This is a genomic window from Mesorhizobium sp. WSM4808 (genome assembly GCF_055811675.1).
Genome location: NZ_JBVVQX010000007.1, coordinates 23379 through 47678, shown reverse-complemented (window position 1 = coordinate 47678; position 24300 = coordinate 23379). Strand labels below are relative to the sequence as shown.

Genomic DNA, 24300 nt, shown 5'->3' with positions numbered 1-24300 from the left:
TGGTGGGCTATGGCCGGAACCTCTTCACCCGTCGAACTCGATAACGGAAGCTTCATCACCTTGAATTAACCATCAACGTGAAGGAGAATCTTCCTATGGCTGAGACTTCGATCGAATGGACCGACGCGACGTGGAACCCGGTGGCCGGCTGCACGATCCTGACCGCCGGTTGTACGAACTGCTACGCGATGCGCATGGCGGCACGACTAGATGCCATGGGCATGAACAAGTACCAGGGCTTAACACGGAAGACGGGTGGCCGGGCGAAGTGGACCGGCAAAGTCATCACCGATCCGAAATCGCTGTCGATCCCCGCAACTTGGTCAAAACCACGCCGCGTCTTCGTGAACTCGATGTCCGATCTCTTTCATGTCGATGTGCCAGCCGATTTCATTCGGCAGGTATGGGCTGTGATGGAAGAGACGCCACGGCATACTTATCAGATTCTAACGAAGCGCCCGGAAGTCATGGCCAAGGTTCTGACGCGTGGCGACTTTCCCGTTCTGCCGAATGTCTGGCTCGGGACCAGCGTTGAAGACCATCGAGTGCTGGGCAGACTCGATGACCTTCGCCGAGTGCCAGCAGCAATCCGGTTCGTTTCTCTAGAGCCGTTGATTGGATCTGTGGCCGGTGCCAATCTCACCGGTATTCAATGGGCAATCGTTGGCGGTGAAAGCGGGCCAGGGGCACGGGATATGAATCCTCACTGGGTCGACGAGATCGAAACGATGTGCCGACGCGCGGGCACGGCATTCTTCTTCAAGCAGTGGGGAGGCAATAATAAGAAAGCCGCCGGTCGTATGCTCAATGGTCGTATCTACGATGAGATGCCGTCAGCTACCGCCTAGAAAAGGTTGCCCTGTCTTTGGTTGTTGGCAGCGACCTTCCAAAACGCCAGAGCGAGTTCATGCTTGGCGGCTAGCAGAAGCCAATATAGCGGCTGGTTGCCGGGTCCGGTTACTAGCTTGGGTTCGGGGGAGGGCCATACGCCGAGTCGTCCAACAAGTTCCGACCAATAACGCAAAATTGCATGGCGTGTTGCCTTGGCGTTTCCCGCTTTGATGGCGTCACGCCAGCCAGGAATGAAGGCATCGAACACCGTCGAGTCGCCCGACGAGTATTTGTCGAGGTTCCGCTGCAGGTCCATTTGGCTGACATGTACAAGCATGTCGACGTACCGAAGGTCTGACAGCGTCCTGATCATCTCGAAGTTGAGCGTCTCCAGGTTGTAAGGATCCAGGTATGCGAAATTCAAGCTATGAGGGTTCACAACGCCGACGACCGTCTTGATGGTGGCAACAGCATTACCCGTGAAAGCCACGACCGGAGCGTTCAGCGCTTGTAGCCGTTTCTTGCAAGCCTCAACCCGCCCGGGTTCGATATCTCCGATATATACCGCAGAGAATGGCGTTCTGCTGTCCGCACTCTTCTTCCAGGCAGCAACCACACCGCCATCAATGAACTCATTGGTGCCGCGAATCCTGCATCTGCCCGGTCCACAGAACGGATCAATCAGAGTTGCTCCAGCCTTTCCGTGATCGAGCCATTTTGATCGGACGCCACGGCTGATGTCGACATAACGACATAGATACTCGTGCTTAGTTTTGGCCCAGGCGCCGACCTCCTCTACGGGCGATCCGTCGTCGCCTTGAACAAGCTGCCCCACAAACGCCCCCGTTTTGATCGATCCAATCATCTTTGGTGTCAATCGACAAGCAACGAGCTAACCGCATTCGCCTGAGGCGAACTCTTCTCCGACAGCTATATTACATAAGGCCTTGCTAGTCGGCCCATTCTCGCGGCAGCGCCGCTCTAAGCCAGCTTCACCAGCAGCTTCATGAAGGTGGCGATCTCCTTGGCGGAGAGCGGCGCCAGCGTTTCCTGGGTGATCTCGCGCGCCAGCGGGATCAGGCGGTCGATGGCATCGCGGCCTGCCGCGGTCAGATTGACCAGCAGCCGTCTCTTGTCGACCTCGTGCCTGGAAAGCTCAACCAGGCCGCGCGCCTTCAGCCGGTCGATGACGCCCTTCACCGTCGCCGCATCCATCGCGATCAGCGTGCCGAGCTGGTTCTGCGAGGTCTCGCCGACGTCACGCAGCTTGGCCAACGCCGCGAATTGCGGCGGCGTCAGATCGCCGATATGCGCGGCAAAGATCGCCACATGGCGCTGATGCGCCTTGCGCAGGATGAAGCCGACCTGCTCCTGCAGGAGGTAATCCTGGTCGTCCGGCGCCTCGACCTCGACCAGCTTGAGCAGATTGTCCTCGGCGCTCACCGCAAGCCATCCCAGGCTTTGATGTCATCGGCCGCGAGACCACCCATGCGATCGTGGATGCGCGGGCCACAGGTCATGGCGAGGCAGAACAGGATTTCGTCCGGGCGCGGACCATCGCTGATGCCGACTTCCATGGCGTCGAAATGGCTGCGCACATAGGCGGCGTTGATGTGGCCGAGCGGTACATCGAGCTTTGAACCGAACGCGCCGACCTTCTTGGCCGACGGCACGATCGCCTTGGCGTCGCCGAGCCGTTCGCGCATGGCGTAGCCGCCGGGCACATGCCACAGCGCACCGTGCTCCAACTCGCCCGCCGTGCCGACAATGGCGCCCTTGCCGTAGCCGTCGATCTGCTTGACGTCGCCGCCGAGCGCCGCGATCAGCCGATCGGCGAGCAACAGGCCGAGCGGCTTCAGATCGTCCATGGCGCTCTGCAAGTCTTCGACATAGCGCCCGGCGAACGGGTTTTTCACCAGGGCCATGGCGGCGGCGCGGCGGCGCGGCACCTGGGCCACCGGCCCGCCCTCGTGAAAAATCTCTTCGGTCAGCACCGCGATTTTGCGGATCGAAAACTCAGGCATGGGCAACTTCCTCCCTCGAACTTTTGTTGGGCGCTGCAAGCGCGACCGAGCCACTGATGCGGATCTCACCGCCAAGAAACAGCGCCGATCCGGCAATCAGGCCGCGCCGGCGAAAATCTTCGGCGACGGCAAGGCCATTGTCCAGCGCCCGCGCCACTTCGCCAAGGCCAAGCGTGCCGACACCATGTGTCACCAGCCGCGCGCCGAGATCGCTGTCGGGCGACAGTTCGTGCGCGGGAATGCGCTTGATGGCTGGATTGCCGGGCAGGTCCACCGCGTTGGCAATGAGGGTCGCCGCCGCATCGGCCTCGGCGCCGGTCCGCGCGAGCACGGTGACGGCGTCGGCAATGCCAAGCGAGAAGGAGCGGCCGCGCCAGCCGCTGGTGGCAACGCCGCGAACGCGATCTTCCGCGCGGATCGTGATCCGGTCCGCCATGCCGTTACCGGTGCCGGCGACCGCCAATCCCATCGACTGTCCCCTGCCGATATGGATTGCGCAGTCGCCACCATTGTTGACATAGGCGCGATCGAGCTTGCGGCCGGCAAGCAATGCGGCGAGCATTTCGTCGGCTACCGATCCCGCGACGGCGGCCATCGGTGTTATGAAGCATTCCGCCAGGGGCATGACGGCTGCTTCCATGCGGCGCGCCGTCGGGCCGGCGAAGGTGCGCGGCGCCAGGAAAAACGCCGGTAGTCGCAATTCGGGGAGCTCCTCGACCAGCTCCATCAGGATCGTCTGGAACCGCGCTACCGCCTGTTCATAGGCTCGGCGGCATTCATCCGCCTCACCAAAAACCTCGACGATCAGGTCGATCGGCCCGTGGTTGAGATGGAGCCGCTTGCCGTCCTGCAGCCAGTTGGCTTGCGGGCCTTGCATCACCCGGCCCCGTTCGAGCCGGCACGGCGCAGCTGCGCGAGTGGCGGCCATGGATTGGTGGCTTCGGCGCCTGTGCCGCGGCGCGGATTCAGGTACTCACCGCCTTTTGCGACAATATCCTCGACGCTGCGGATCTCGGCCTCGTACCCGCCGAGCCTGACATAGTCGTCGCGGCGCAGCGTGAATTCGATAGGCGCCACCAGCGCCGGCGTCGGCACATAGCCGAAGGCACCCTCAGGCACTCTGGTGACATCGACCATCAGCGTGATGCCGCCGCCCGGCCAGACATAGACCGGCGCGCCGCCGACCGTGACATAGGTGGTCAGGCCCTGAACCGAGCGGGTGAGATTGACCGGGTTTTCGGTGACGCCGGCCCGCAGCGAGCCGCCGGCGCCGCCGATGAACAGCACTGTGCACAAAGCTGGCTCGCAATTGTCCTCGATCAGCCCGACCGACTTCTGCAGCCGTTCGGGGAAAGGTTTTTGCACCGGTTTCAGTTCGTCGTCGAGTTCGTAATAGGCGAACTGTTCCCCGGTGGTCGACACCATCAGCAGCGAAAGGCCCGGCCGCGCGCCTTTCTTGGCATTCCATTCGCCGAGGATCGACAGCGGGTCTGAAATGCTGGTGCCGCCCCAGCCCAGCCCGGGTTCGGAGACCTTGAAATAGCGGCCCGGCGTCGAACGGCGGCCGACTATTTTTATACCTGTATCCTGCCAGCCCAGCACCTTGCCGGCCTGATGCTCGGAAACGACGCCGGTGATGTGGTCGTCGACCACCACCACCTCGTCGACAAGGCCGCGCCATTGCGTGGCGAACATGCCGATGGTGGCCGAGCCGCAGCCGACACGCATGCGGTGTTCCTGCTTGCCGTCGATGACTGGTGCTTTGCCGGCTTCGACTATGATGGTGGCGCCGCCATCGATGGCCAGTTCCACCGGCTTGCGGTTGCACAGATTGAGCAGCGCGTCACAGGTGGCGCGACCCTCGGCCTTGGAGCCGCCGGTGAGGTGATGGACACCGCCCAGCGACAGCATCTGCGAGCCATATTCGCCTGTGGTGACATGGCCGATCGCTTCGCCGGCTGCGCGGACTATTGCCGTCTCGGGTCCGATATGCCGGTCGGTATCGATCTTCACCTTGACGCCGCAGTACGAAAAAATGCCTTCGGTGACGACGGTGACGAGATCGACGCCCTCGACTTCCTGGCTGACGATGAACGGGGCCGGCTTGTAGTCGGGATAGGTGGTGCCGGCGCCTATTGCGGTGACGAAGCGGCGGCCGGTGTTGACCAGTTCGCCGTCCCATGCCTCGCCCTCGGCGACGAACGGTACGATTGCCGCGCCGGTCTCGGCCGCATGGTCGAGGATGGTCAGCGGGTCCGTCCGCACGATCCTGCCGCCGACATTGCCGTAGCGGTCGCATGCTCCGGTGCGCCCGTCAGCGATGTAGCACATCACCGGACAGGCATCGCAGCGGATCTTCTCCGCCACCAGCTTCTCGCCGGGATCATGGGTTTCGAAGCGCTCGGCAAGCTCGCTCATCGGCGTGCCTCCTTTTCGCGGATGCCATTTTTTTCGCGGATGCCAGCGCGGATACGCGTCGGCGTCGCCGGAATCTTGGTGACCAGCACACCGGTGGCGTGGCGGATGGCGTTGAGGATCGCCGGCGCCGTCGGGATCAGCACGTGCTCGCCCAAACCCTTGGCACCAAAGGGTCCTTCCGGATCCGGAACTTCTATCAGGATGGTCTCGATCGGCGGCACGTCGCCAATGGTCGGGATGAGATAATCGTGCAGATTCTCGGTGCGGCCGGGGATATACTCTTCCATCAGCGCCATGCCGATGCCTTGCGCAATGCCGCCTTCGATCTGGCCCTCGGCCAGCAGCGGGTTGATCGCCTTGCCGACATCATGCGCGGCGGTGATTTTCAGCAGCTTCACCGTGCCGAGCTTGAGGTCGACCTCCAATTCGGCGATCTGCGCGCCATAGCCGTAGACGGCGTAGGGTTTGCCCTGGCCCTTGGCGTCGAGGGGCAGCGTCGGCGGGTCGTAGGTCTCCTCGGCGCGAAAGACGAAGCCTTCGGCATCCACGTCCAATGTAGCGAGATCGATGCGGCGGGTGGCTTCTCCCTCGCGGATGACGATCACCGAACCGTCCAGTTGCAGAGCGGCTTTTTCCGAAACATTGGCGAAGCGCAGGATCTTTTCGCGCAAGGCGCGGCCAGCCTTTTCGGCCGCCTTGCCGGTGACGAAGGTCTGGCGCGAGGCCGAGGTCTTGCCGGCGTCGGGGGTGATGGCTGTATCGGCGCTCTTCAACTGGAATTTCTCAAGCGGCAGGCCGAGCGCGTCGGCGCATATCTGGGCGATGACCGTGTTCGATCCCTGGCCGATATCGACGGCGCCCTGGTGCAGGATGACCGTGCCGTCAGCCGCGATGCCGACCCGGATGGTCGACGGATTGGGCAGCGAGGTGTTGCCGCAGCCATACCAGCAGGACGCGACGCCAACGCCGCGCTTTCTATCCCTGCTGGCACGGTTGAACGCATCCGCATCGGCCGTTGCGCGCACCCAGTGCGGCTGCAGCGATTCGAGGCATTCGGCAATGCCGACGCCGGACTCCAGAAGCTGCCCGGTAACCGTTTCGGATCCGTTACGAAGGCAGTTCTTCAAGCGAAAATCGAGCCGGTCCATGCCGAGCTTGCCGGCTAGCTCGTCATACAGCGTCTCCTGCATGATCGTCGCTTGCGGCACGCCGAAGCCGCGGAAGGCGCCGGAGATCGGCCCATGCGTGTGGATGGCGCGGCCTTCGGCGCGGTAATTCGGCGTCGCATAGGGTCCGGAGGCGTGCACCGGCACGCGGTTGGCCACGGTAGGGCCCCAGCTTGCATACGCGCCGGTGTTGAAGTCACCTTCGAAGATCATGCTGGTGACAATGCCGTCGGCATCGGCGCCGATGGTCGCCTTCATCTCGGCCGGATGGCGCTTGGTGGTCGACACCATCGATTCGTTGCGGGTGTAGGCAAGTGCCGCCGGCCGCCCCGTCTTTATCGCCACAAGGCCAATCAGCGGCTGCAGCGAAACGTCGAGTTTGGAGCCGAAACCGCCGCCGGTCGCGGTCGGCACGATGCGCACCTTGTCGACGGCTAGGCCGAGCACCTTCGCCGTCTCGTCGCGGTCCATATAGGGCGCCTGGGTGCAGGCGACGACGACCAGCGTGTCGCCGTCCAGATAGGCATAGCCGGCTTCCGGTTCGATATAGGCGTGCTCGACATAGGAGGTGTCGATGGCGCCAGAGACGGTGAAAGCCGCGCCGGCAAGCGCTGCTTCCGGATCGCCGCGTTCGACGAAGCCGGAGGTCAGCAAGTTTGCCGGCCTGTTCTCATGAATGAGCTTGGCACCCTCGGCGCGCGCTTCGCAGGATTGGAGAACATGCGGTAATTCGGTCCAGCGGATCGGAAAGTCCGAGAGGTCGAGATCGAGCATCGCCTCGCGCTCGCCGGCGACCAGCGCCACAGCCTCACCGCGAAGGCGGGCAAACCTTTCTGCCAGCGCCGGCTGGTCGGCGAACGGGCCGATGACGCCGAAACAGTTTTTTCCCGGAATGTCAGCGGCGGTGAAGACACCGGCAACGCCGGGATGTGCCTTCTCCCAGCCGTCCAGATCGCCGAAGGCGAAGCTGGCGTGATAATGCGGCGAGCGGACCACCAGCACGGCCAGCGCATCGGCGGGGAAGGAATCGCCGCCGAATTTCTCAGCCCCGGTGACCTTCGGCAGGCCGTCGAGCCGGACGGGCGAGGAGCCGATCGCATGGCCTGATCGAGGCAAGCGGAAATCGAGGCTTGCGCCCTGCAGGGACGCATCCATCACCGCCGCGATGATCTTCCGGTAGCCGGTGCAGCGGCAGAGAATACCGCCCAGCGCATCCTGCACCTCGGCCTCGGTCGGGCTTGGCTGTTTGTCCAGCAACGCCGTTGCCGCGACCAGCAGCGCCGGCGTGCAGATGCCGCACTGCGCCGCGCCATGGGCAAGGAACGAGGCCTGCAGCGCCGACAGCCGGCCATTGGCGAGGCCTTCGACGGATGTTACCGCCGTCCCGGCGGCGGAAGCCGCCGACATCAGGCAGGCGCAGACGGGATCGCCGTCGACCAGCACCGTACAGGCGCCGCAGTCGCCGGCGTCGCAGCCGACCTTCGTGCCGGTCAACAGCAATTCATCGCGCAGCACCAGGGACAGGCGGCGCAGGGGCGGCACATTGACCGAGATGGCGGCGCCGTTGACCTCGAAGGCGATATCGGCGCGCAAAGCGCCGAAGCCTGGCTGGGCCCTGCCCGGATCGGGCAGGGCTTCACGCGCGTCAGGCTGAATTTGGCTCATGCCGCCACCTCTTCGCCAGTCGTAAGCCCCATAGCCGCGAGCACCGTGCGGGCAACAATCTCGCGCACCGCATCGAGCCGGTATTCGGCGCTGCCGCGCACATCGGCGATCGGCGACAGTTCTGCCATCGGCGCGGCCAGGACCGCGTCGGCGAGTCCGCCGTCCACCGGCAGACCGTGCAGCGCGGCTTCGACGCCGGCCAGCCGCTTGGCCACCACCGAACAGGAGCCGGCGGCGACCGCCGCTTGCCGGACAAGGCCATCCTGGACGACCAGACGCGCCGCCACCATGGCGATGGAAATGACGAGATAACGGCGCGCGCCGAGCTTGACGAAAGCCGACATGCCCGCAGCGGCGGTTCTCGGCACGCGGATCGCCGTAACCATCTCACCGGGCAGCAGAGCCGTGTGGCGATTGCCGAGAATGAAGTCCTGCAGCGGCAGGTGCCGCGTCGCGGCAACTGAGCGCAGCTCGACCTCCGCGTCGAGGACGAGCAGGGCCGGCACGCCGTCTGCGGCAGGCGATGCGTTGCAGAGATTGCCGGCGACCGAGGCGACGTTCTGGATCTGCACCGAGCCAACCTCACGCGCCGCCTGTTTCAGCGCATCGAAGGCCGGCGGCAAGGGATGGCGGACGATGTCGGTCCAGGTCGTGCGCGCGCCGATGACGAAATGATCGCTCGTCTCGGCAATGCCGCGCAGCGAAGCCAGGCCGTTAACGTCGAGAACATTGTCGCGGAAGGGTTTGCTGCCCTGTGCCGGATAAAAATCGGTGCCGCCGGCAAGGATGCGCCAGGCGCCCTCGCCAAGCAAAGCGAGCGCTTCGTCGACCGAGGTGGGTTTCGCGTAACGGATCACGCTTTGCCTTCCAGAAAGGAACTTTCCGAATCCGGTATTTCCGGCGTTCGAGCCGAGAAACTCATTCGTATGCAAATGATATCAAGCCCGCAGGATTTGTCAAAGCCCGAGTTTGCGGCGGCCCGGCCGGCACGCATTTGTTATGTCACGAGAGGTTGACGCCGCCGGCCATCTGGTCAAGTTTCTGCGTCCGGTCGCGTCAGCGGCATTTTCCACTGGAGCCTGCATACGGAAGAGGAAAGCCCATGGCCGACGAAGCGCTTGTTGTCATCGACCTGCAGAACGATTTTTGTCCCGGCGGCGCGCTGGCGGTTGCCGGCGGCGATGAGATCGTGCCGCTGGTCAACGACCTGATCCGGCGAACCGACCACGTCGTGCTGACGCAGGACTGGCATCCCGCCGGTCATTCCAGCTTTGCCTCCAGCCATCCGGGCGCGCAGCCTTTCACGATGATCGAAATGCCCTATGGTCAGCAGACGCTGTGGCCGGACCACTGCATCCAGGGCAGCCTGGGCTCGGATTTCCATTCCGGCCTCGCCTGGACCAAGGCCGAGCTCGTCATTCGCAAGGGATTTCGGCCTGATATCGACAGCTATTCGGCTTTCTTCGAGAACGACCGCACGACCCAGACCGGCCTTGCCGGCTACCTCCGGGAGCGCGGCATCGACACGCTGACCCTGGTCGGGCTGGCGACCGATTTCTGCGTCGGCTTTTCGGCGCTGGACGCCGTCAGCCAGGGCTTCAAAACCACAGTGCGGCTCGATGCCTGCCGCGGCATCGATCTCAACGGTTCGCTCGATACAATGCTGCAGCGCATGCGCGACGCCGGCGTGACGCTCGAAGACCCTTTGTCGGATTGAACGGCCGTTGGGCAAGCACCCCCTCACCCGGATTGCCAGCCGAATTGCGAAGGGCAATTCGGGGCAATCCGACCTCTCCCCGAGGGGAGAGGAGGCTGCCGGCGCCGAAGCTCGTCTCTTCTCCCCAGCGGGGGTCCGAAGGACGGGCGAGGCCCGTGACTCGCCCCGGCATAGGTGGCCGCGTAGCGGCCGGATGAGGGGGCCTTTCTCGTACGCGATCCCATGCGCTGTAACAGTTTTCGCAATACTGTTTCCTGGAACAGCTTTTGCCGCCGAAGACCACGGCCTACCCGGCGCTTCGATGTCGCTGTGGTGGGCGCTGCCCTTTGCCGGGCTGCTGTTGTCGATCGCCACCGGTCCGCTGCTGTTTCCTCATGCCTGGGAACATCACTACGGCAAGATATCGGCCCTTTGGGCCGCGCTGGTGATCGTGCCGCTGGCGATTGCCTTCGGTGTTCCCACAGCGACCGAAGCGGTGCTGCATGCGTTGCTCACGGAATACATGTCGTTCATCATCCTGCTGTTTGCGCTGTTCACCATTTCGGGCGGCATTCTCCTTGCCGGCAACATTCACGGCACGCCGCTGGTGAATGCAGGCCTGCTGCTGGTCGGCGCGCTGCTGGCCTCGGTGATAGGCACGACCGGTGCCTCGATGATCCTGATCCGGCCGATCATCCGCGCCAACGATAACAGGCCGTTCAACGCCCATGTCGTCATCTTCTTCATCTTCCTGGTGTCCAACATCGGCGGCTCACTGACGCCGCTTGGCGATCCGCCGCTGTTCGTCGGCTTCCTCAGAGGCGTCGCTTTCTTCTGGACGACCGCCAATCTCTGGCGCGAGACGCTGTTCGTCGGCGGTGCCGTGCTGGCCGTTTTTCTGGTGATCGACATCATCCTGCATCGGCGCGAGGCTGGTGCGCCGAAGATCAAGGACCCGACGCCGGATAAAACGGTGCGCCTGCGCGGCCTGGCCAACCTTCCGCTGCTGGCAGGTGTGATCGGCGCCATCCTGCTGTCGGCGGCCTGGAAGCCGGGCGTCAGCTTCTCCGTGTTCGGGGTCAGCCTGGAACTGCAGAACCTGGTGCGCGATGCCATCATCCTGGCGCTCGCCCTGCTGTCGCTTCCGCTCTCCTACAAGAGCCACCGCGAGGCGAACGGCTTCAACTGGGGTCCGATAGCGGAGGTGGCCAAATTGTTTGCCGGCATCTTCGTCTGCATCGTGCCGGTCATCGCCATCCTCAGGGCGAGCCATGAGGGGGCACTGGCGCCGCTGGTGTCGCTTGTCAGTTCACCCTCGGGTGCGCCCAACGATCTCGCCTATTTCTGGCTGACAGGGGCATTGTCGTCCTTCCTCGACAATGCGCCGACCTATCTGGTGTTTTTCGAGCTTGCCGGTGGCGACCCAAGGCACCTGATGACGGAGTTCGCTTCGACGCTTGCCGCGATCTCGGCCGGAGCCGTGTTCATGGGCGCCAACACCTATATCGGCAATGCACCGAACTTCATGGTCTACGCCATCGCCCGCCATCGCGGCGTGAAGATGCCGGGCTTCTTCGGCTACATGCTGTGGTCTGGGCTGGTGCTGATCCCGACATTTTTGGTCGCGGGCTTTCTGTTCTTCGGCTGATCACCCGACGCCGACATAGCGGCGCACCGCCGACGGGTCGGCGCGCAACTCCTCGACGTCGACCGTCTCGCGGTTGCGGCCGTTTTCGATGAAGGCAACGTGGTCGGCGACCGAAAGCACGGCATCGACACGCTGCTCGACCAGGATGGTCGAGACGCCCATGTCGCGCAGCTTCGACACCGTCTCGCGGATCTTGGCGATCATCGACGGCATCAGCCCTTCGGTTGGCTCGTCGAGCAGCAGCACTTGCGGTTCGAGACAGAGCGCGCGCGCCATGGCCAGCATCTGCTGTTCGCCGCCGGACAATGTGCCGGAACGCTGCCGCAGCCGCTGGCGCAGCAATGGAAAGAGGTCGAGCACGTTTTCACGCGTCGCCTTGCCCTTGCCGCGCGCCATCAGGCCGATCTCGATGTTTTCGGCCACCGTCATTTCGGCGAACAGCCGCCTTCCCTGCGGCACATAGGCGACGCCGGCCTTGGGCACTTCATGCGCCGGCAGACCAGTCAATTCTTGGCCAGCCAGTTTGATCGAGCCGGCGCTTGAGGGAACCAGTCCCATGATGGCTTTCAGCGTCGTCGTCTTGCCGGCGCCATTGCGGCCGAACAGGCACAGCACCTCGCCCTTGTTCAGCACCAGGTCGAGGCCATAGAGCACCTGGACCTCGCCATAGTAGCAGTCCAGTCCAGAGATGGTCAGCGCCTCGGACTTTGCCTCGGTCATGGGGCGGTCCCCAGATAGGCTTCCTGCACCGCCGCGTTCTCGCGGATCGCTTCGGGGGTGCCTTCGGCCAGGATCTTGCCGGCATTGAAGACGGTGATGCGGTCGGCGAGTTGCATGACGACAGGCATGTTGTGCTCGATCAGAAGCACGGTGGCGTTCTTGGCGATCTCGCGCACCAGGGTGATGAAATTGTCGATCTCGCTGTCGGCCAGCCCTTGCGTCGGCTCGTCGAGGATCAGCAGGCGCGGCTTCAGCGCCAGGCCCATCGCCACTTCCAACAGGCGCTGATGGCCGTAGGACAATTGGCCGGCCGGCATGTGGGCACGATCGGCCAGGCCGGTGCGTTCCAGTGCGGTCAAGACAGCGGCCTGTATCGCGCTCTTGGAAAGACTGCCATGCCGCTGCGTCAGTTGCGCGGGCAGCGCGACGTTGGCGTAAACGGACAGGTTGGCATAGACGCTGGTGAGCTGGAAGGTGTAGGCGATGCCCCTGCGCACCCTGACATAGGCAGGCAGATTGGTGATGTCGGCGCCGTCGAACACGATCATGCCGGCAGACGGCTGGATGCGGCCGCTGACCAGGCTGACGAAGGTGGTCTTCCCCGCCCCGTTGGGGCCGATCACGGCGCGGATCTCGCCCGGCATCAGCGCGAAATCGACATTGTCGACGGCGCGCAGACCACCGAAATTGCGCGACAGGCCCTTGGTGGTCAAAAGCGGCATCATGGCAGCCACCCGAGCCAGCGCTGGCGGATGCTGCCCAGAATGCCTTTCGGGAAAAACAGCACCAGCAGGATCAGCGCGATGCCGACGATCAGCAGATAGGCGGAGGTGTAGCCGCTGGTGATATCAATGACATAGTACATGAACAGCGTGCCGATCAGCGGTCCGAGCGTCGTCGCGGCACCCCCCAGCAGCACCCACAGCAGCGGCAGGATCGAATACTGCACCGACGCGAAGCTCGATCCGACATAGCCGAACAGCAGCGCATAGGCGGCCCCCGAGGCCGCGCAGATGATGCCGGAGATGACGACGGCGGCGAGCTTGTTCGAAAACGTATCGTAGCCGAGCATCTTCGTGCGCTCCTCATTCTCGCGGATGGCGACCAGCACGCGGCCATAGCGGGAGCGGACGATGGCCAATGTGACGAGCAGCACGATGGAAAACAGCGCCAGCGCTGTCATGTAGCGCACCGCCGGATTGGTGAGTTCGAGCGATGTAGCGCCAAAGCTGAGCACCCGCGCCGGCTGCGGCACGACCATGCCTTGGTCGCCGCCGGTCCAAGTCGCGAAGTAGAGGATGAGGAGGTAGAACACTTGAGCGAACATCATGGTGACGATCATGAAGGCGACGCCCGTGGTGCGCAACGCCAGCAGGCCGATCACGAGTGAAACAACAACACCACAGCCGAGGCCCGAGGCGAATGCCGCTGGTACGCTCCAGCCGAGCTGGATGACGGCAAGGCCGGCGCCATAGAGCCCGGCGGCGAAGAACATCGCATGGCCGAGGCTGAGCAGGCCGGCATAGCCGAACAGCATGTTGTAGCCCATGGCAAAGACCGCCAGCACCATGATGCGGGCAAGCAGGCCGTGATAGTAGTCCGGCAGCAGGAAGCTCAGCACGAAGAGCAGGGCGATGACGCCGAGATGCAGGGCATAGGCTTTTGCCGGCGAAGCTTCGCTCATCGCGATGCCGTCCCGAACAGGCCTTGCGGGCGGAACACCAGCACCATGGCGACGAGCAGCGTGGCAATGATCTTGGCCAGCGTCGGCGAGAAGAACATCGAGATGATGCCGTCGGAGAGGCCGATCAGCACGGCGGCGACGACCGTGCCGCGCAGCGAGCCGAGGCCGCCGATAATGACGACGATGAAGGAGAGCAGCAGCGGATCCTGTCCCATCAGATAATGCGCCTGGCTGATCGGCACGATCAGCACCGCGGCAACGGCCGCCAGCATGGCACCGAGCGCGAAGACGCCGCCATAGACACGGCCGACAGGGATGCCGAAGGCCTGTGCGGTTTCGCTGTCATACTGCGTGGCGCGCATGACGAGGCCGATCCTGGTGCGCGTCAGCACCAGCCATGTCGCGGTGAGCAGCAGCGCGGAAGCGGCGATAACAGACAGTTTGTAGCCGGAGTAGCCGAACCAAGGCAAAAGGATGCGGTAGCTGAACGGCGGCTCGACCGGCCGAGCCTCCGGGCCATAGAAAGTCAGCGCCAGCTGCTGGATGATGTAGAGCATGCCGATGGTGGCGACGATGGTGGCTTCCGGATTGTAATTGAGCCGGCGCAGCACCAGCCGTTCGGCGACCAGCGCAATGGCGCCGACGATCAGCGGGGCAATCACCAGCGCCGCCAGGAAGCCGAGCGCAGGGTGACCGCCGATGGCCGTGGTGATCGCCCAGGCGAGCACCGCGCCCAGCATGAAGAACTCGCCATGCGCGACATTGACCACGCGCATGACACCGAACACCAGGGACAGCCCAAGCGCCGTCAGCGCCAGCACGGCTGAGGTGACGAGGCCTTCGAGGGCAGCGAGGAGGAGGTGGGGACCAAAGTGCATCGGTTACACGCTGGCAGGCGCTTGCTGGAATGCCAAACTCACAGCGCCTGCGTCGTATAATCTCCCTCGGCCTCGTAAAGCCCGTCCTCGATCTTGGTCTTGTGCACGACCTTGAGCTTGCCGCCCTCGACCTTGGAGATGTTCTGGATACCAAAGCACTGGTGGATCTTGCCGTTGAAGGTTTTTGGCCCCTGCGGATGCTGCGGGTCTTCGGCGAACTCGGTCAGTGCCTCGGTCGCCTCGACCAGCTTGGCGCGGTCTTCCGGACCCTTGTAGCCGGCGTCTTCCATTGCCTTCTTGACGACATAGAGCGTCTCCCAGCAGCCGAACATGTGGGCTGCGGTGGAGACATCCTTGGGATCGCCGACGGCAGCGCCATTGTCATCGATGCCGACAGCGGTGCGGTAGGCCTTCTGCGCTTCGGAATCGTTGGCCTGCGCATAACGCGGCGAGCCTTCCCAGAAATGGCTGCCGTCGAGGAATTCGAGGCCGGGACTGTTGATGTCGGTGGCTTCGAGCGAATCGATGAAGCCGAACAGTTGCGGCCGGTTGGAGCCATAGAACTCGCCGAGCTCCTTGACGAAGGTCAGCACGGCCGGGCCGACCATGACGTGGTAGATCACCTCGGTCTCGGCCGGGATCTGCGGGAAGTATTTGGTGAAGGACGATTCCGTCGGAGGGATGGCGATCTGCGCGATGACCTCGCCGCCTTGCGCCTTCAGTGCCGGCGGCAGGTAGTCGCGATGGTCGTAGCCGAAAGCGAAATCGGGGAAGATCTGCGTCACCTTCTTGCCGGCATTGGCCGCGATCCACGGCGCCATCGACTGGATCTGGCTCTTCACGTCGGTGATGCCGGGCTGGAAGACATAGCGGTTCAGCTTTGTCGAGGCGACGTGATGGCCTTCGCTGACGACGAAATAGGGCATCTTGTTTTCGCCGGCGGCGGGCGCCGAGCCAATGACGACATGCGAGAACAGCGTGCCGAAGACGATGTCGGTCTTGTGCTGGGTGGCGAACTTGCCGACCACCTCGGCGCCACGGCCGGGATCGGTGCCGTCATCCTCGATGATCACCTCGACCTGACGGCCGTTGATGCCGCCGGCGGCGTTGATCGCCTTGACCGCGGCAGCCGTGGTCTTCTCGTACCAGCGGCCATAGGCGGCGCCGATGCCGGTGCGGTGCGACTGGAAGCCGATCTTGATCGGCGCCGAGCTCTGCGCCTGGGAATAGCGGACGAAGCCGGGGGCCAGGCCCAGACCGGCGCCGGCGGCCAGACCCTTCAGCGCCGTGCGGCGGGTGAGCGTGGATCTGGAGAGATCGAAAAACCCATTCTTGTCAGTCACGGCAGTTCCCCTGTTTTTGAGTTTTGACTGGCTGTAACGAGGCAAAAAATCGCATGTGTACAAACTAAATCACCAAAGCCCCGACGTGGCAAGCGGGCTTTCCCCGAAGGCATGCTGGTCGCCTTTTCTCATCCGACAGTCGGCGTGGCAAGCAACCAGAGGCCGAAGACGGTGTAGGCGATCATCAGCAAGGTGAGCGGGAACTGGCTGAGTGCCGCGCGGGAGGGCTGTGGGTGCAGGCGCCAGGCGAAGCCGTGAGCGACGAGGACGGCGAGCACATGGCCCAGGATGATGGCGCCGGCCTGGATATTCCACAGCCACCACGCAGAGTCCGCCCCCGCAACGATGCCGGCCTCGATCTGCATGTCGGCGGTGCCGAACAGGTTCCAGCCCAGCGCCAACGGATCGGACAGTGCCGCAAGCGCATACTGGCCGTCGACGAGCAGCGCCGTCAGATAATGCGCAACGTGATAGGCAAGCGCAATCGGCACGATCGACCACACCAGCAGGCCTGCGGCCTGGCCGAGCGTGTGATCGCTGCCGGCAAGACGCTGGCCGAGCCGGACGGCAAGCAGGAACACCGCCGCCAGCAGCGCGAATGTCAGGATCAGCCCGCAAGTGCCGCTGCCGATCAGCGCGGTGCGGCCGGGAAATTCGAGCGGGTTGATGCCGAACAGGCCGAGCCAGAAGAAGGTCTTCGACAGGCCGTCGAAGGACACCGACGACAGGGCCAGCAGCAGGAAGGCGATGCCGCTGGCCGGCAGGGGCTGCGCCGTCAGCAGCTTGGCGCCGGGCCAGCACAGGCCAAGCCGGCCGTCTTGGTTGCGTTCGGCCACGGCGAAGCGCGCCACCATCGAGAAGAAAACCGTCAGGAATTCACCGCTGCGGCTCCAGTCGCGATAGCCGAACGCCAGCATGGCGAGGAAAGAGAACAGCCAGTAGAGGCCGGCGGCCAAGGCCAGCCGCCCCGGATCGTCGGGCGCCGGATCGATGAGTTCGAACCAGGCGAAGGCGAAGAACAGGATGACAGCCGGCCAGCAGCCGACCCATCCGGGCAGGCGCCATGCTCCGTGATCCCTGGTCCCGAACAGGCGCGAGGCGAGACGCCATGCTCCATACCAGGGGTTGAGCCATGACCAGAGGTCGCCGAAGACACCCTGCAGCAGCGTGACGCCGGCCCACAACAGTGTCCAGATCACCAGTGGCAGAGGATTGGAAAGTGGGTCGCGGCTGCCGAAAAGGCCGGCGGCTATGAGGATTACAAAGCCGGCAAAGGAGAGCAGGCTGATGACGGTGCGGGCGGCGTTGCTGAGGGCAAACAACGGCAGGCGCCGGCGCCAGAAACGGTCCAGCAAATCCGCAGGCAGCAGCGCCAGGACGAGGAAGCTTACGGCAACGGCGAAGGCGCCGCCGATCAGATAGTAGCCGGTCGGCAGCAGCAGGACAGAGGGGGGCGCCAGGGAACTCGTACTATCCAGGAACCCCACCCCTCACACCTTGACCAATTGCTCCACGCGGTCCTTCTCGCCGAAAATTCTGAGATACCGCTCGATCTCTTTCACATCGCCGGTCGCCTTGGCCGGATTGTCGGAAAGCTTGACCGCTGGCCTGCCATTGGCCTCGGTGACCTTGCAGACCAGCGATATGGCGTCGAGGCTGTTGGTTTCCGTCGGCGCGCAGCCTTCGAAATCATTGGTCAGATTGGTGCCCCAGCCGAAGGACATGCGCACCTTGCCCTTGAAGTGGCGATAGGTCTCCTCGATGGTCTCGACTTCAAGCCCGTCGGAGAAGATCAGCAGTTTCTGCCGGGGATCTTTGCCCTTGTCGCGCCACCAGGACAGGATCTTTTCGCCGCCTTCGATCGGCGGCGCGCTGTCGGGGCGAAAGCCCGTCCAGTCGGCCACCCAGTCCGGCGCATCGCGCAGGAACGATGCCGTGCCGAAGGCGTCGGGCAGCACGATCAAGAGATTGCCGCCATAGTAACGCTGCCAGTCCTGCAGCACCTTGTAGGGCGACTGCCTCAGCTCTTTTTCCGAGTCGGCGAGGGCGGCGAACACCATCGGCAGCTCATGTGCGTTGGTGCCGAGCGCTTCGAGGTCGTTGTCCATGGCCAGAAGCACGTTGGAGGTGCCGGTGAACGCTTCGCCGATGCCTTCCTTCAGCGCCTCGACGCACCAGCGCTGCCATAGGAAGGAATGGCGCCGGCGCGTGCCGAAGTCCGAGATGCGGATGCCGGGCAGCGCCTTCAGCCGCTCGGTCTTGGCCCACATCTTGGACTTGGCGCGGGCATAGAGCACGTCGAGCGCGAAAGGCCCGAACGCCCGCATCGCCGCGCGCGATCGAAGTTCATTGATGATGGCGAGCGCGGGGATTTCCCACAGTGTGGTGTACATCCACGGCCCGCTGAAGGTCAGTTCGTACTGCCCGTCGCGCTTCGACAGCTCGTAGTCGGGCAGCCGGAAGCCTTCCAGCCAGGCGAGGAATTCTGGCTCGAAGATCTGCTTGCGGCCGTAGAAATTGTTACCGCCGAGCCAGATCATCTCCTTCTTGGAGAAGCGCAAGGTGCGGGCATGGTCGAGCTGTTCGCGCAGTTCGCTCTCGTCGATCTCGTCGGCAAGGCGCACCGAAGTCGTGCGGTTGATCAGCGAGAAGGTTGCGTCGACCTTGGGATACATGCCCCAGATCATCTGCAGCATCAAAAGCTTGTAGAAATCCGTGTCGAGCAGGCTGCGCACGATCGGGTCGAGCTTCCAGGTGTGGTTGTAGACGCGCCGCGCAATATCGGTCTTAGCCATGTCTCAACACCGCCTTCGCTGCCTGCCATCCACAATCGCGACAGGCCTCATAGCATCGAATCGGCCAGAACGCTGCCCGCTTTCAGGCTGGCCCGACAAAAAGAGCTGCCTGCATGCGGTGGCGCAGAGCTTGGCATCAACTTGCGGATTTTCCGCCCATCACCCTGAGCGCCGGACGCTTGCGGCGGCTGACGATGCGGCCGGCCACAGGGGCGTCGGCGCGCCCGTCATCCCCGGCCTTCTCGGCGAACAGCCAGTCGATGAACACCTGCACGATCGGTGTCGCCCGCATCTCGTTGCGGCAGACGACATAGAAATCGTCGACCGCCGGCACCGACAGGCTGAACGGCGCGACCAGCATGCCCCTGGCCAGCAGCGCGCTTGCCGTCACGGAGTCGCCCAGCGCCACGCCATGGCCATGCACCGCCGCCTCGGTCGCCATACGCGCATCGCCGAGGTGATGGCGGCGACCCCGCTCCAGGTCCAGCGCATCGGCGGCCGCCAGCCAGGTGTGCCATTCGCGGCCGTCATCGCCATGCAGGGAGACATGGTCGGCGAGATCCCTGACGCTGCGGATCGGCCGGTTGTTGATCAGTGTCGGGCTGACCACGGGAAACAGTTCGAGGCCCGACCATTTGCGCATCCAGCAATCGGTCCAGCTGCCGTCGCCATAATGCACGCAGACATCGATGGTGGGCGCCCGCAAATCCTTGGAATCGTTGGAAGGGATGAGCGTCAGCCTTATGTCGGGGTATTGCGCCATGAAACTGCCGAGCCGCGGTGTCATCCACAACAACAGAAGCGCCGGCACGCAGGAGACCGAAAGTGTGCCGCTGCTCGCCGGCCTTGTCATGCGCTGGGTGGCGGCGGCGATGCCGTCGAAGGCGGTCGACACCGCCGGCAGAAGCTCCGCGCCATGCGGTGTCAGTTTGACCCGCTGGCCGGCCCGCTCGAACAGCTTGACATTGAGCGACTGCTCGAGCGCTTTGATCTGATGGCTGACGGCGCCATGGGTGACATTCAGCTCAATGGCCGCCTTGGTCAGCGAGCCATGCCGGGCCGTTGCCTCGAAGGCGCGCAGCGGATTAAGCGGTGGCAGGCGCTTGGTCATGGGTATCAACTTTATTGTGAGATTTTCTCACAGAAAACACCCTAACAATATCAATTGATTTTTCAATGCCGCTGCCGGACACTGAACCTGGAACAGCATCAAGACGTGAAATCTGCAGGCAGCCAGCGGGACAGCGGCCCGGCCGGATGACGGTCGGTTCGCAGGCGTCATCCGCGGCGGCACTGCATCAGCCCAGGAGGAGCGGACATGGGATACGATCGCGGCAAGCTCGACGCGTTGCGTCGCAAATATGGTGAAAGCCATGGCGGCGAGATGTTCGACCCGAAATTCCGCAAGGTCGCCGATAAGATCTTCTCCAAGAGCGGCACGCGGCTGGCACCCTATTCAGGCATCCCGACCTTCCTCGCCGCGCCCTACCGCGAAATATCGGCCGACAATCCGGATTTCGGCGATTTGCAGGTGGCGATGATCGGCGTGCCGATGGACCTCGGCGTCACCAACCGGCCAGGCTCGCGCTTCGGGCCGCGAGCGCTGCGCGCCATCGAGCGCATCGGCCCCTACAATCACGTTCTGGAATGCGCGCCCACACATGAGCTCCGGGTCGCCGATATCGGCGACACGCCGTTCCGCAGCCGCTACCGGCTTGAGACAAGCCATGAGGATATCGAGCGCCGCACCAACCAGATCGTCGATGCCGGCGTCATCCCGCTTTCGATCGGCGGCGACCATTCGATCAGCCACCCGATCCTGAAGGCCGTCGGCAAGAAAGCTCCGGTCGGGTTGATCCATATCGACGCCCACTGCGACACCAGTGGCCTGTTCGACATGACCAAGTTCCACCATGGCGGCCCGTTCCGCAACGCGGTGCTTGACGGCGTGCTCGACCCGACGCGCACGATCCAGATCGGCATCCGCGGCTCGGCCGAATATCTGTGGGAATTCACCTACGAGTCCGGCATGACCGTGGTGCATGCCGAGGAGGTGACCGGTCTCGGCATTCCGGCCATCATCGAGAAGGCGCGCAGAATAGTCGGCGACGGCCCGACCTATGTGTCCTTCGATATCGACAGCGTCGACCCGGCCTTCGCGCCGGGCACCGGCACGCCGGAAGTCGGCGGGCTGACGACGCGCGAAGTGCTCGAACTGCTGCGCGGCCTCAAGGGCCTCAACATCGTCGGCGGCGACGTCGTCGAGGTGGCGCCGCAATATGACGCTACCACCAACACGGCGCACGCCGCCGCACAGGTGCTGTTCGAGATATTGAGCCTGATGGTGTTCAGCCCGGCTGTCACCGGCAAGGGAGCCTGACCTCTACGAATCCAAACGAAGGCGGCCGCCGCGCTGGAGCCGGCGGCCGTAACCAACAAACAAGCGTCCAGACAGGGGAATAACAATGACAATCCGCAAGACATTTGCCTCGATCGCCGCCGTGCTGATGCTTGGCACCGCCGGTTTCGGCTTCGCCACACAAGCCGCAAGCGCCGATGCGCTGGCGGACATCACCAAGGCCGGCACCATCAATGTCGGCGTCTTCGCCGACTTTCCGCCCTTCTCCTCGGCCAGCGCCGATATGAGCCTCAAGGGCTATGACATGGATGTCGCGCAATACATTGCCGATACGCTCAAGGTGAAGCTCAACCCCATCGCCGTCACCGGCCAGAACCGCATCCCGTATCTGAACGACAAGCGCGTCGACATCCTGATGAGCGTCGGCTACTCGAAGGAACGCGAACAGGTCATCGACTTCGCCGCCGCGTACGCGCCCTACTACATCGCCGTGATCGGTCCGGCGGCTCTGACGGTCAAGGGCAAGGAAGACCTCGCCGACAAGTCGATCGCCGTCAATCGTGGCACGCTGGAAGACACCTCGCTCACCGAGGCAGCACCGGCGTCGGCCGACATCAAGCGCTTCGACAACTACAATTCGGTGATCCAGGCCTTCATCTCCGGCCAGACGCAGCTGATGGTCGTGGGCAACGATGTCGGCGCGCAGGTGCTGGCCAAGCAGGATGCGCTGAAGCCGGAGCAAAAGTTCCAGCTTCTGACCTCGCCTTCGCATATCGGCCTCAACAAGAACGAAGACGGCCTGAAGAAGGCTGTCAACGATGCGGTCGCCAAGATGCTGGCCGACGGCAAGCTGGACGAAAGCTCGAAAGCCTGGCTGAAGACGCCGCTCAATCCCGAAAACCTCAAGGATTGAGTTTCCGTGGCCTTTGCCTGGCTCCCGGGTGCTCTGGGCGACATCGCGCACGGCGCGGCCACGACGATCCTGCTGATCGCCGTGACCACGCTGGCCGGAACGCTGCTCAGCATCCTGGGTGCCGCGGGGCGACGAAACGGCCCGGTTCTGCTCAAGCGGGCGATCGCCTGTTACGTCGAGGTGATGCGCAACACGCCGTTCCTGGTGCAGCTGTTCTTCATCTTCTTCGGCCTGCCCAGCCTGGGCATCCGGCTCGATCCGATCTTGGCCGCCATGCTGGCGATGACGCTCAACATGGCGGCCTACACGATCGAGATCGTCGGCGCCGGGCTTGACGCCGTGCCCGGCGGACAGACGGAAGCAGCGCTCGCACTTGGGCTGCGGCCACGCCAGGTGTTCGTCAAGATCGTGCTGCCGCAGGCACTCAAGATTATCTATCCCGCGCTCACCAGCCAGATCGTCATCATGATGCTGGAGTCGGCCGTGGTGTCGCAGATCGCCGTGCGTGAACTGACCTACGAGGCCGATATGCTGCAGGCGCGCACCTTCCGCTCTTTCGAGACCTATTTCGTCGTGACGCTGGTCTATCTCGCTCTGTCGATGGCCTTGCGCCGGCTGCTGGTGTCAGGCGGGCGCCGTGCGCTCGGAGCCGGTGTATCATGATCGAGTTCACCTCCTGGGACATCGTGCGCAACCTGCTGCTCGCCGCCCGCTGGACGGTGCTGCTATCGCTGGCCGCCTTCATCGGCGGCGGCATCGTCGGCCTGATCGTGCTGTTCTTCAGGATCGCCAAGAACAAGTGGAGCAGGCGCATAGCCTCCGGCTACATCGCCCTGTTCCAGGGAACGCCGCTCTTGATGCAGCTGTTCTTGATGTTCTTCGGGCTGCCGATGCTCGGCCTGCGCATCGAACCCTGGACGGCGGCGGCGCTCGGCCTCACCTTCTTCGCCAGCGCCTATCTCGCCGAAATCTGGCGCTCCGGCGTCGTGGCGCTACCCCTGGGGCAATGGGACGCCGGCGCAAGCCTTGGCCTGCACTATCTGCAGGAGCTGAGGCTGATCATCCTGCCGCAGGCCTTTTCGATCACCCGCGCACCCACCGTCGGCTTCCTGGTTCAGCTGATCAAATCGACCGCGCTCACTTCGATCATCGGCTTCGAGGAGCTGGTGCGGACCTCCAACGCCATCAACAATGCGACTTTCGAACCGTTCAAGGTCTACGGGCTGGTGGCTCTGATCTTCTTCGTCATGTGCTTTCCGCTGACGCAATACGCCCGCAGGCTCGAGAAACAGGCGGCTGCTCGCTGACGCGCCAAGGCAGCGCTTGATTTCAGGCCGGCAGCCCAAGCTGCTTGCGCAGGCTCTTGTCGAATGCGGACGCGGGGACGAAACGGCGCAGGAAACTGACCTGGCGCGCCATCTTTCCCGCCGCATAGCGCGTCTTCGGCGCGGGATCGGTCGCCGCGGCCAAAACGGTGTTGGCGACCACTTCGGGCGCATCGCCTTTTTCCATCGATTTCCGCACTGATGCAGTCATCCCGGCACGCGCGGAGTCGTAGATTTCGAGCGACCGGTCGGGGGCGGCAAGATTGTCCTCGAATGCCGTGCGGGTATAGGCGGGCTCCACCAGCGAAACGCGGATGCCGAACGGGCGCAATTCGTGATCGAGCGACTCCGAATAACCCTCGATGGCATGTTTGGTCGCCGAGTAGAGTGCGAAATAGGGAGCGGGGATGAACCCCTGCACCGAACTCAAATTCATGATTCTGCCCTTCCCTTGGCGTCGCATTGCCGGCAGAACCGCGTTGGTCACACGCAAGACGCCGAAGACGTTCACGTCGAACAGCGCCTTAGCCTGAACGGTCGAAGACTCCTCCGCGCCGCCAAACAGGCCCATGCCGGCATTGTTGACAAGCAGGTCGATGCGTCCGGCCTTGGCCAGAACGTCATCGACCACTGTCGCAACGGACGCGTCGTCGGTCACGTCGCAGGTCAGCATGGTAACGCCGGCGGATGGCCGGGAGGCCACGCGACGGCTGGTTCCGAAGACGCGAAAGCCGGCGCCTAGCAAGGCATCGGCGGTAGCGCGCCCGATGCCGGAAGATGCCCCTGTGACCAGGGCGACGCCAGGAGTCTTGTTCATGGGATCATATCCTTCTTT

General features: G+C 63.6%; 23 protein-coding genes. 7 read left to right on the top strand and 16 right to left on the bottom strand.

Annotated elements, in window-relative coordinates:
• Window positions 1–95: 95 nt before the first annotated feature.
• Window positions 96–848, top strand: a complete 753-nt coding sequence (locus AC0L2U_RS14380) for a DUF5131 family protein (RefSeq protein WP_023810743.1) — start codon at window positions 96–98, stop codon at window positions 846–848.
• On the opposite strand, the gene AC0L2U_RS14375 is transcribed toward AC0L2U_RS14380, so the two are convergent.
• From AC0L2U_RS14375 to AC0L2U_RS14345, 7 genes are all read right to left on the bottom strand, one after another.
• Window positions 845–1696 (bottom strand): three-Cys-motif partner protein TcmP, encoded by an 852-nt coding sequence (locus AC0L2U_RS14375; RefSeq protein WP_473602081.1) that lies wholly within the window; start codon window positions 1694–1696, stop codon window positions 845–847. The two genes, AC0L2U_RS14380 and AC0L2U_RS14375, sit on opposite strands and share 4 nt — an antisense overlap.
• Window positions 1697–1812: 116 nt before the next feature.
• Entirely contained in the window at window positions 1813–2274 is a 462-nt protein-coding gene (locus AC0L2U_RS14370; RefSeq protein WP_127395504.1) for a MarR family winged helix-turn-helix transcriptional regulator, read from the bottom strand.
• Window positions 2271–2855, bottom strand: a complete 585-nt coding sequence (locus tag AC0L2U_RS14365) for an amino acid synthesis family protein (RefSeq protein ID WP_127395503.1) — start codon at window positions 2853–2855, stop codon at window positions 2271–2273. The genes AC0L2U_RS14370 and AC0L2U_RS14365 overlap by 4 nt, the downstream gene beginning before the upstream one ends.
• Window positions 2848–3732, bottom strand: a complete 885-nt coding sequence (locus tag AC0L2U_RS14360) for a UPF0280 family protein (RefSeq protein ID WP_128287697.1) — start codon at window positions 3730–3732, stop codon at window positions 2848–2850. Before AC0L2U_RS14360 ends, AC0L2U_RS14365 begins: the two co-directional genes overlap by 8 nt.
• The gene (locus AC0L2U_RS14355; protein WP_127395501.1) at window positions 3732–5273 is read right to left on the bottom strand and encodes a 6-hydroxynicotinate reductase; all 1542 of its coding nucleotides are present in this window, start codon (window positions 5271–5273) and stop codon (window positions 3732–3734) included. The genes AC0L2U_RS14360 and AC0L2U_RS14355 overlap by 1 nt, the downstream gene beginning before the upstream one ends.
• A complete protein-coding gene (locus AC0L2U_RS14350; protein WP_473602079.1) occupies window positions 5270–8104 on the bottom strand; it encodes a molybdopterin-dependent oxidoreductase in 2835 nt (944 codons plus the stop codon). The genes AC0L2U_RS14355 and AC0L2U_RS14350 overlap by 4 nt, the downstream gene beginning before the upstream one ends.
• A complete protein-coding gene (locus AC0L2U_RS14345; RefSeq protein WP_128287695.1) occupies window positions 8101–8961 on the bottom strand; it encodes an FAD binding domain-containing protein in 861 nt (286 codons plus the stop codon). Before AC0L2U_RS14345 ends, AC0L2U_RS14350 begins: the two co-directional genes overlap by 4 nt.
• 245 nt (window positions 8962–9206) lie before the next feature.
• On the opposite strand from AC0L2U_RS14345, the gene pncA reads away from it, so the two are divergent.
• The gene (pncA, locus tag AC0L2U_RS14340) at window positions 9207–9821 is read left to right on the top strand and encodes a bifunctional nicotinamidase/pyrazinamidase (RefSeq protein WP_127808351.1); all 615 of its coding nucleotides are present in this window, start codon (window positions 9207–9209) and stop codon (window positions 9819–9821) included.
• Window positions 9822–10014: 193 nt separating this feature from the next.
• Window positions 10015–11448 carry a sodium:proton antiporter gene (locus AC0L2U_RS14335; RefSeq protein WP_127808350.1) on the top strand — a complete coding sequence of 478 codons (1434 nt, stop codon included), beginning with the start codon at window positions 10015–10017 and terminating at the stop codon, window positions 11446–11448.
• Here the strand turns inward: AC0L2U_RS14335 and AC0L2U_RS14330 are convergent, their stop codons facing one another.
• The 8 genes from AC0L2U_RS14330 to gcvA form a co-directional block, all read right to left on the bottom strand.
• Window positions 11449–12168: an ABC transporter ATP-binding protein gene (locus AC0L2U_RS14330; protein ID WP_127321450.1), complete on the bottom strand. Its 720-nt coding sequence runs from the start codon at window positions 12166–12168 to the stop codon at window positions 11449–11451.
• On the bottom strand, window positions 12165–12893 hold the full coding sequence (locus AC0L2U_RS14325) for an ABC transporter ATP-binding protein (protein WP_127395496.1): 729 nt from the start codon (window positions 12891–12893) through the stop codon (window positions 12165–12167). Before AC0L2U_RS14325 ends, AC0L2U_RS14330 begins: the two co-directional genes overlap by 4 nt.
• Complete coding sequence (locus AC0L2U_RS14320) at window positions 12890–13852, bottom strand: branched-chain amino acid ABC transporter permease (RefSeq protein ID WP_473602078.1); 963 nt, start codon at window positions 13850–13852, stop codon at window positions 12890–12892. The genes AC0L2U_RS14325 and AC0L2U_RS14320 overlap by 4 nt, the downstream gene beginning before the upstream one ends.
• Window positions 13849–14730 (bottom strand): branched-chain amino acid ABC transporter permease, encoded by an 882-nt coding sequence (locus AC0L2U_RS14315; RefSeq protein ID WP_292134374.1) that lies wholly within the window; start codon window positions 14728–14730, stop codon window positions 13849–13851. The genes AC0L2U_RS14320 and AC0L2U_RS14315 overlap by 4 nt, the downstream gene beginning before the upstream one ends.
• Window positions 14731–14768: 38 nt before the next feature.
• The gene (locus AC0L2U_RS14310) at window positions 14769–16073 is read right to left on the bottom strand and encodes an ABC transporter substrate-binding protein (protein ID WP_473602077.1); all 1305 of its coding nucleotides are present in this window, start codon (window positions 16071–16073) and stop codon (window positions 14769–14771) included.
• A 128-nt stretch (window positions 16074–16201) separates the two neighbouring features.
• Window positions 16202–17560: a hypothetical protein gene (locus AC0L2U_RS14305; RefSeq protein WP_473602076.1), complete on the bottom strand. Its 1359-nt coding sequence runs from the start codon at window positions 17558–17560 to the stop codon at window positions 16202–16204.
• 3 nt (window positions 17561–17563) lie between these two features.
• Entirely contained in the window at window positions 17564–18868 is a 1305-nt protein-coding gene (pncB, locus tag AC0L2U_RS14300; protein ID WP_352582887.1) for a nicotinate phosphoribosyltransferase, read from the bottom strand.
• 136 nt (window positions 18869–19004) lie between these two features.
• Window positions 19005–19979 (bottom strand): transcriptional regulator GcvA, encoded by a 975-nt coding sequence (gcvA, locus tag AC0L2U_RS14295; RefSeq protein WP_473602075.1) that lies wholly within the window; start codon window positions 19977–19979, stop codon window positions 19005–19007.
• A gap of 207 nt (window positions 19980–20186) precedes the next feature.
• Between gcvA and speB the strand changes: the two genes are divergently transcribed.
• The 4 genes from speB to AC0L2U_RS14275 all read left to right on the top strand — a co-directional run bounded on the left by speB (window position 20187) and on the right by AC0L2U_RS14275 (window position 23447).
• Entirely contained in the window at window positions 20187–21248 is a 1062-nt protein-coding gene (gene speB, locus AC0L2U_RS14290) for an agmatinase (protein ID WP_127330421.1), read from the top strand.
• An 85-nt stretch (window positions 21249–21333) separates the two neighbouring features.
• Complete coding sequence (locus AC0L2U_RS14285) at window positions 21334–22140, top strand: transporter substrate-binding domain-containing protein (protein ID WP_127808346.1); 807 nt, start codon at window positions 21334–21336, stop codon at window positions 22138–22140.
• A 6-nt stretch (window positions 22141–22146) separates the two neighbouring features.
• Window positions 22147–22803 carry an amino acid ABC transporter permease gene (locus AC0L2U_RS14280; RefSeq protein WP_127808345.1) on the top strand — a complete coding sequence of 219 codons (657 nt, stop codon included), beginning with the start codon at window positions 22147–22149 and terminating at the stop codon, window positions 22801–22803.
• Window positions 22800–23447 carry an amino acid ABC transporter permease gene (locus AC0L2U_RS14275; protein ID WP_127808344.1) on the top strand — a complete coding sequence of 216 codons (648 nt, stop codon included), beginning with the start codon at window positions 22800–22802 and terminating at the stop codon, window positions 23445–23447. Before AC0L2U_RS14280 ends, AC0L2U_RS14275 begins: the two co-directional genes overlap by 4 nt.
• A 22-nt stretch (window positions 23448–23469) precedes the next feature.
• Here AC0L2U_RS14275 and AC0L2U_RS14270 read toward each other — a convergent pair whose 3' ends face one another.
• Window positions 23470–24282, bottom strand: a complete 813-nt coding sequence (locus AC0L2U_RS14270) for an oxidoreductase (RefSeq protein WP_127808343.1) — start codon at window positions 24280–24282, stop codon at window positions 23470–23472.
• Window positions 24283–24300 lie beyond the last annotated feature (18 nt).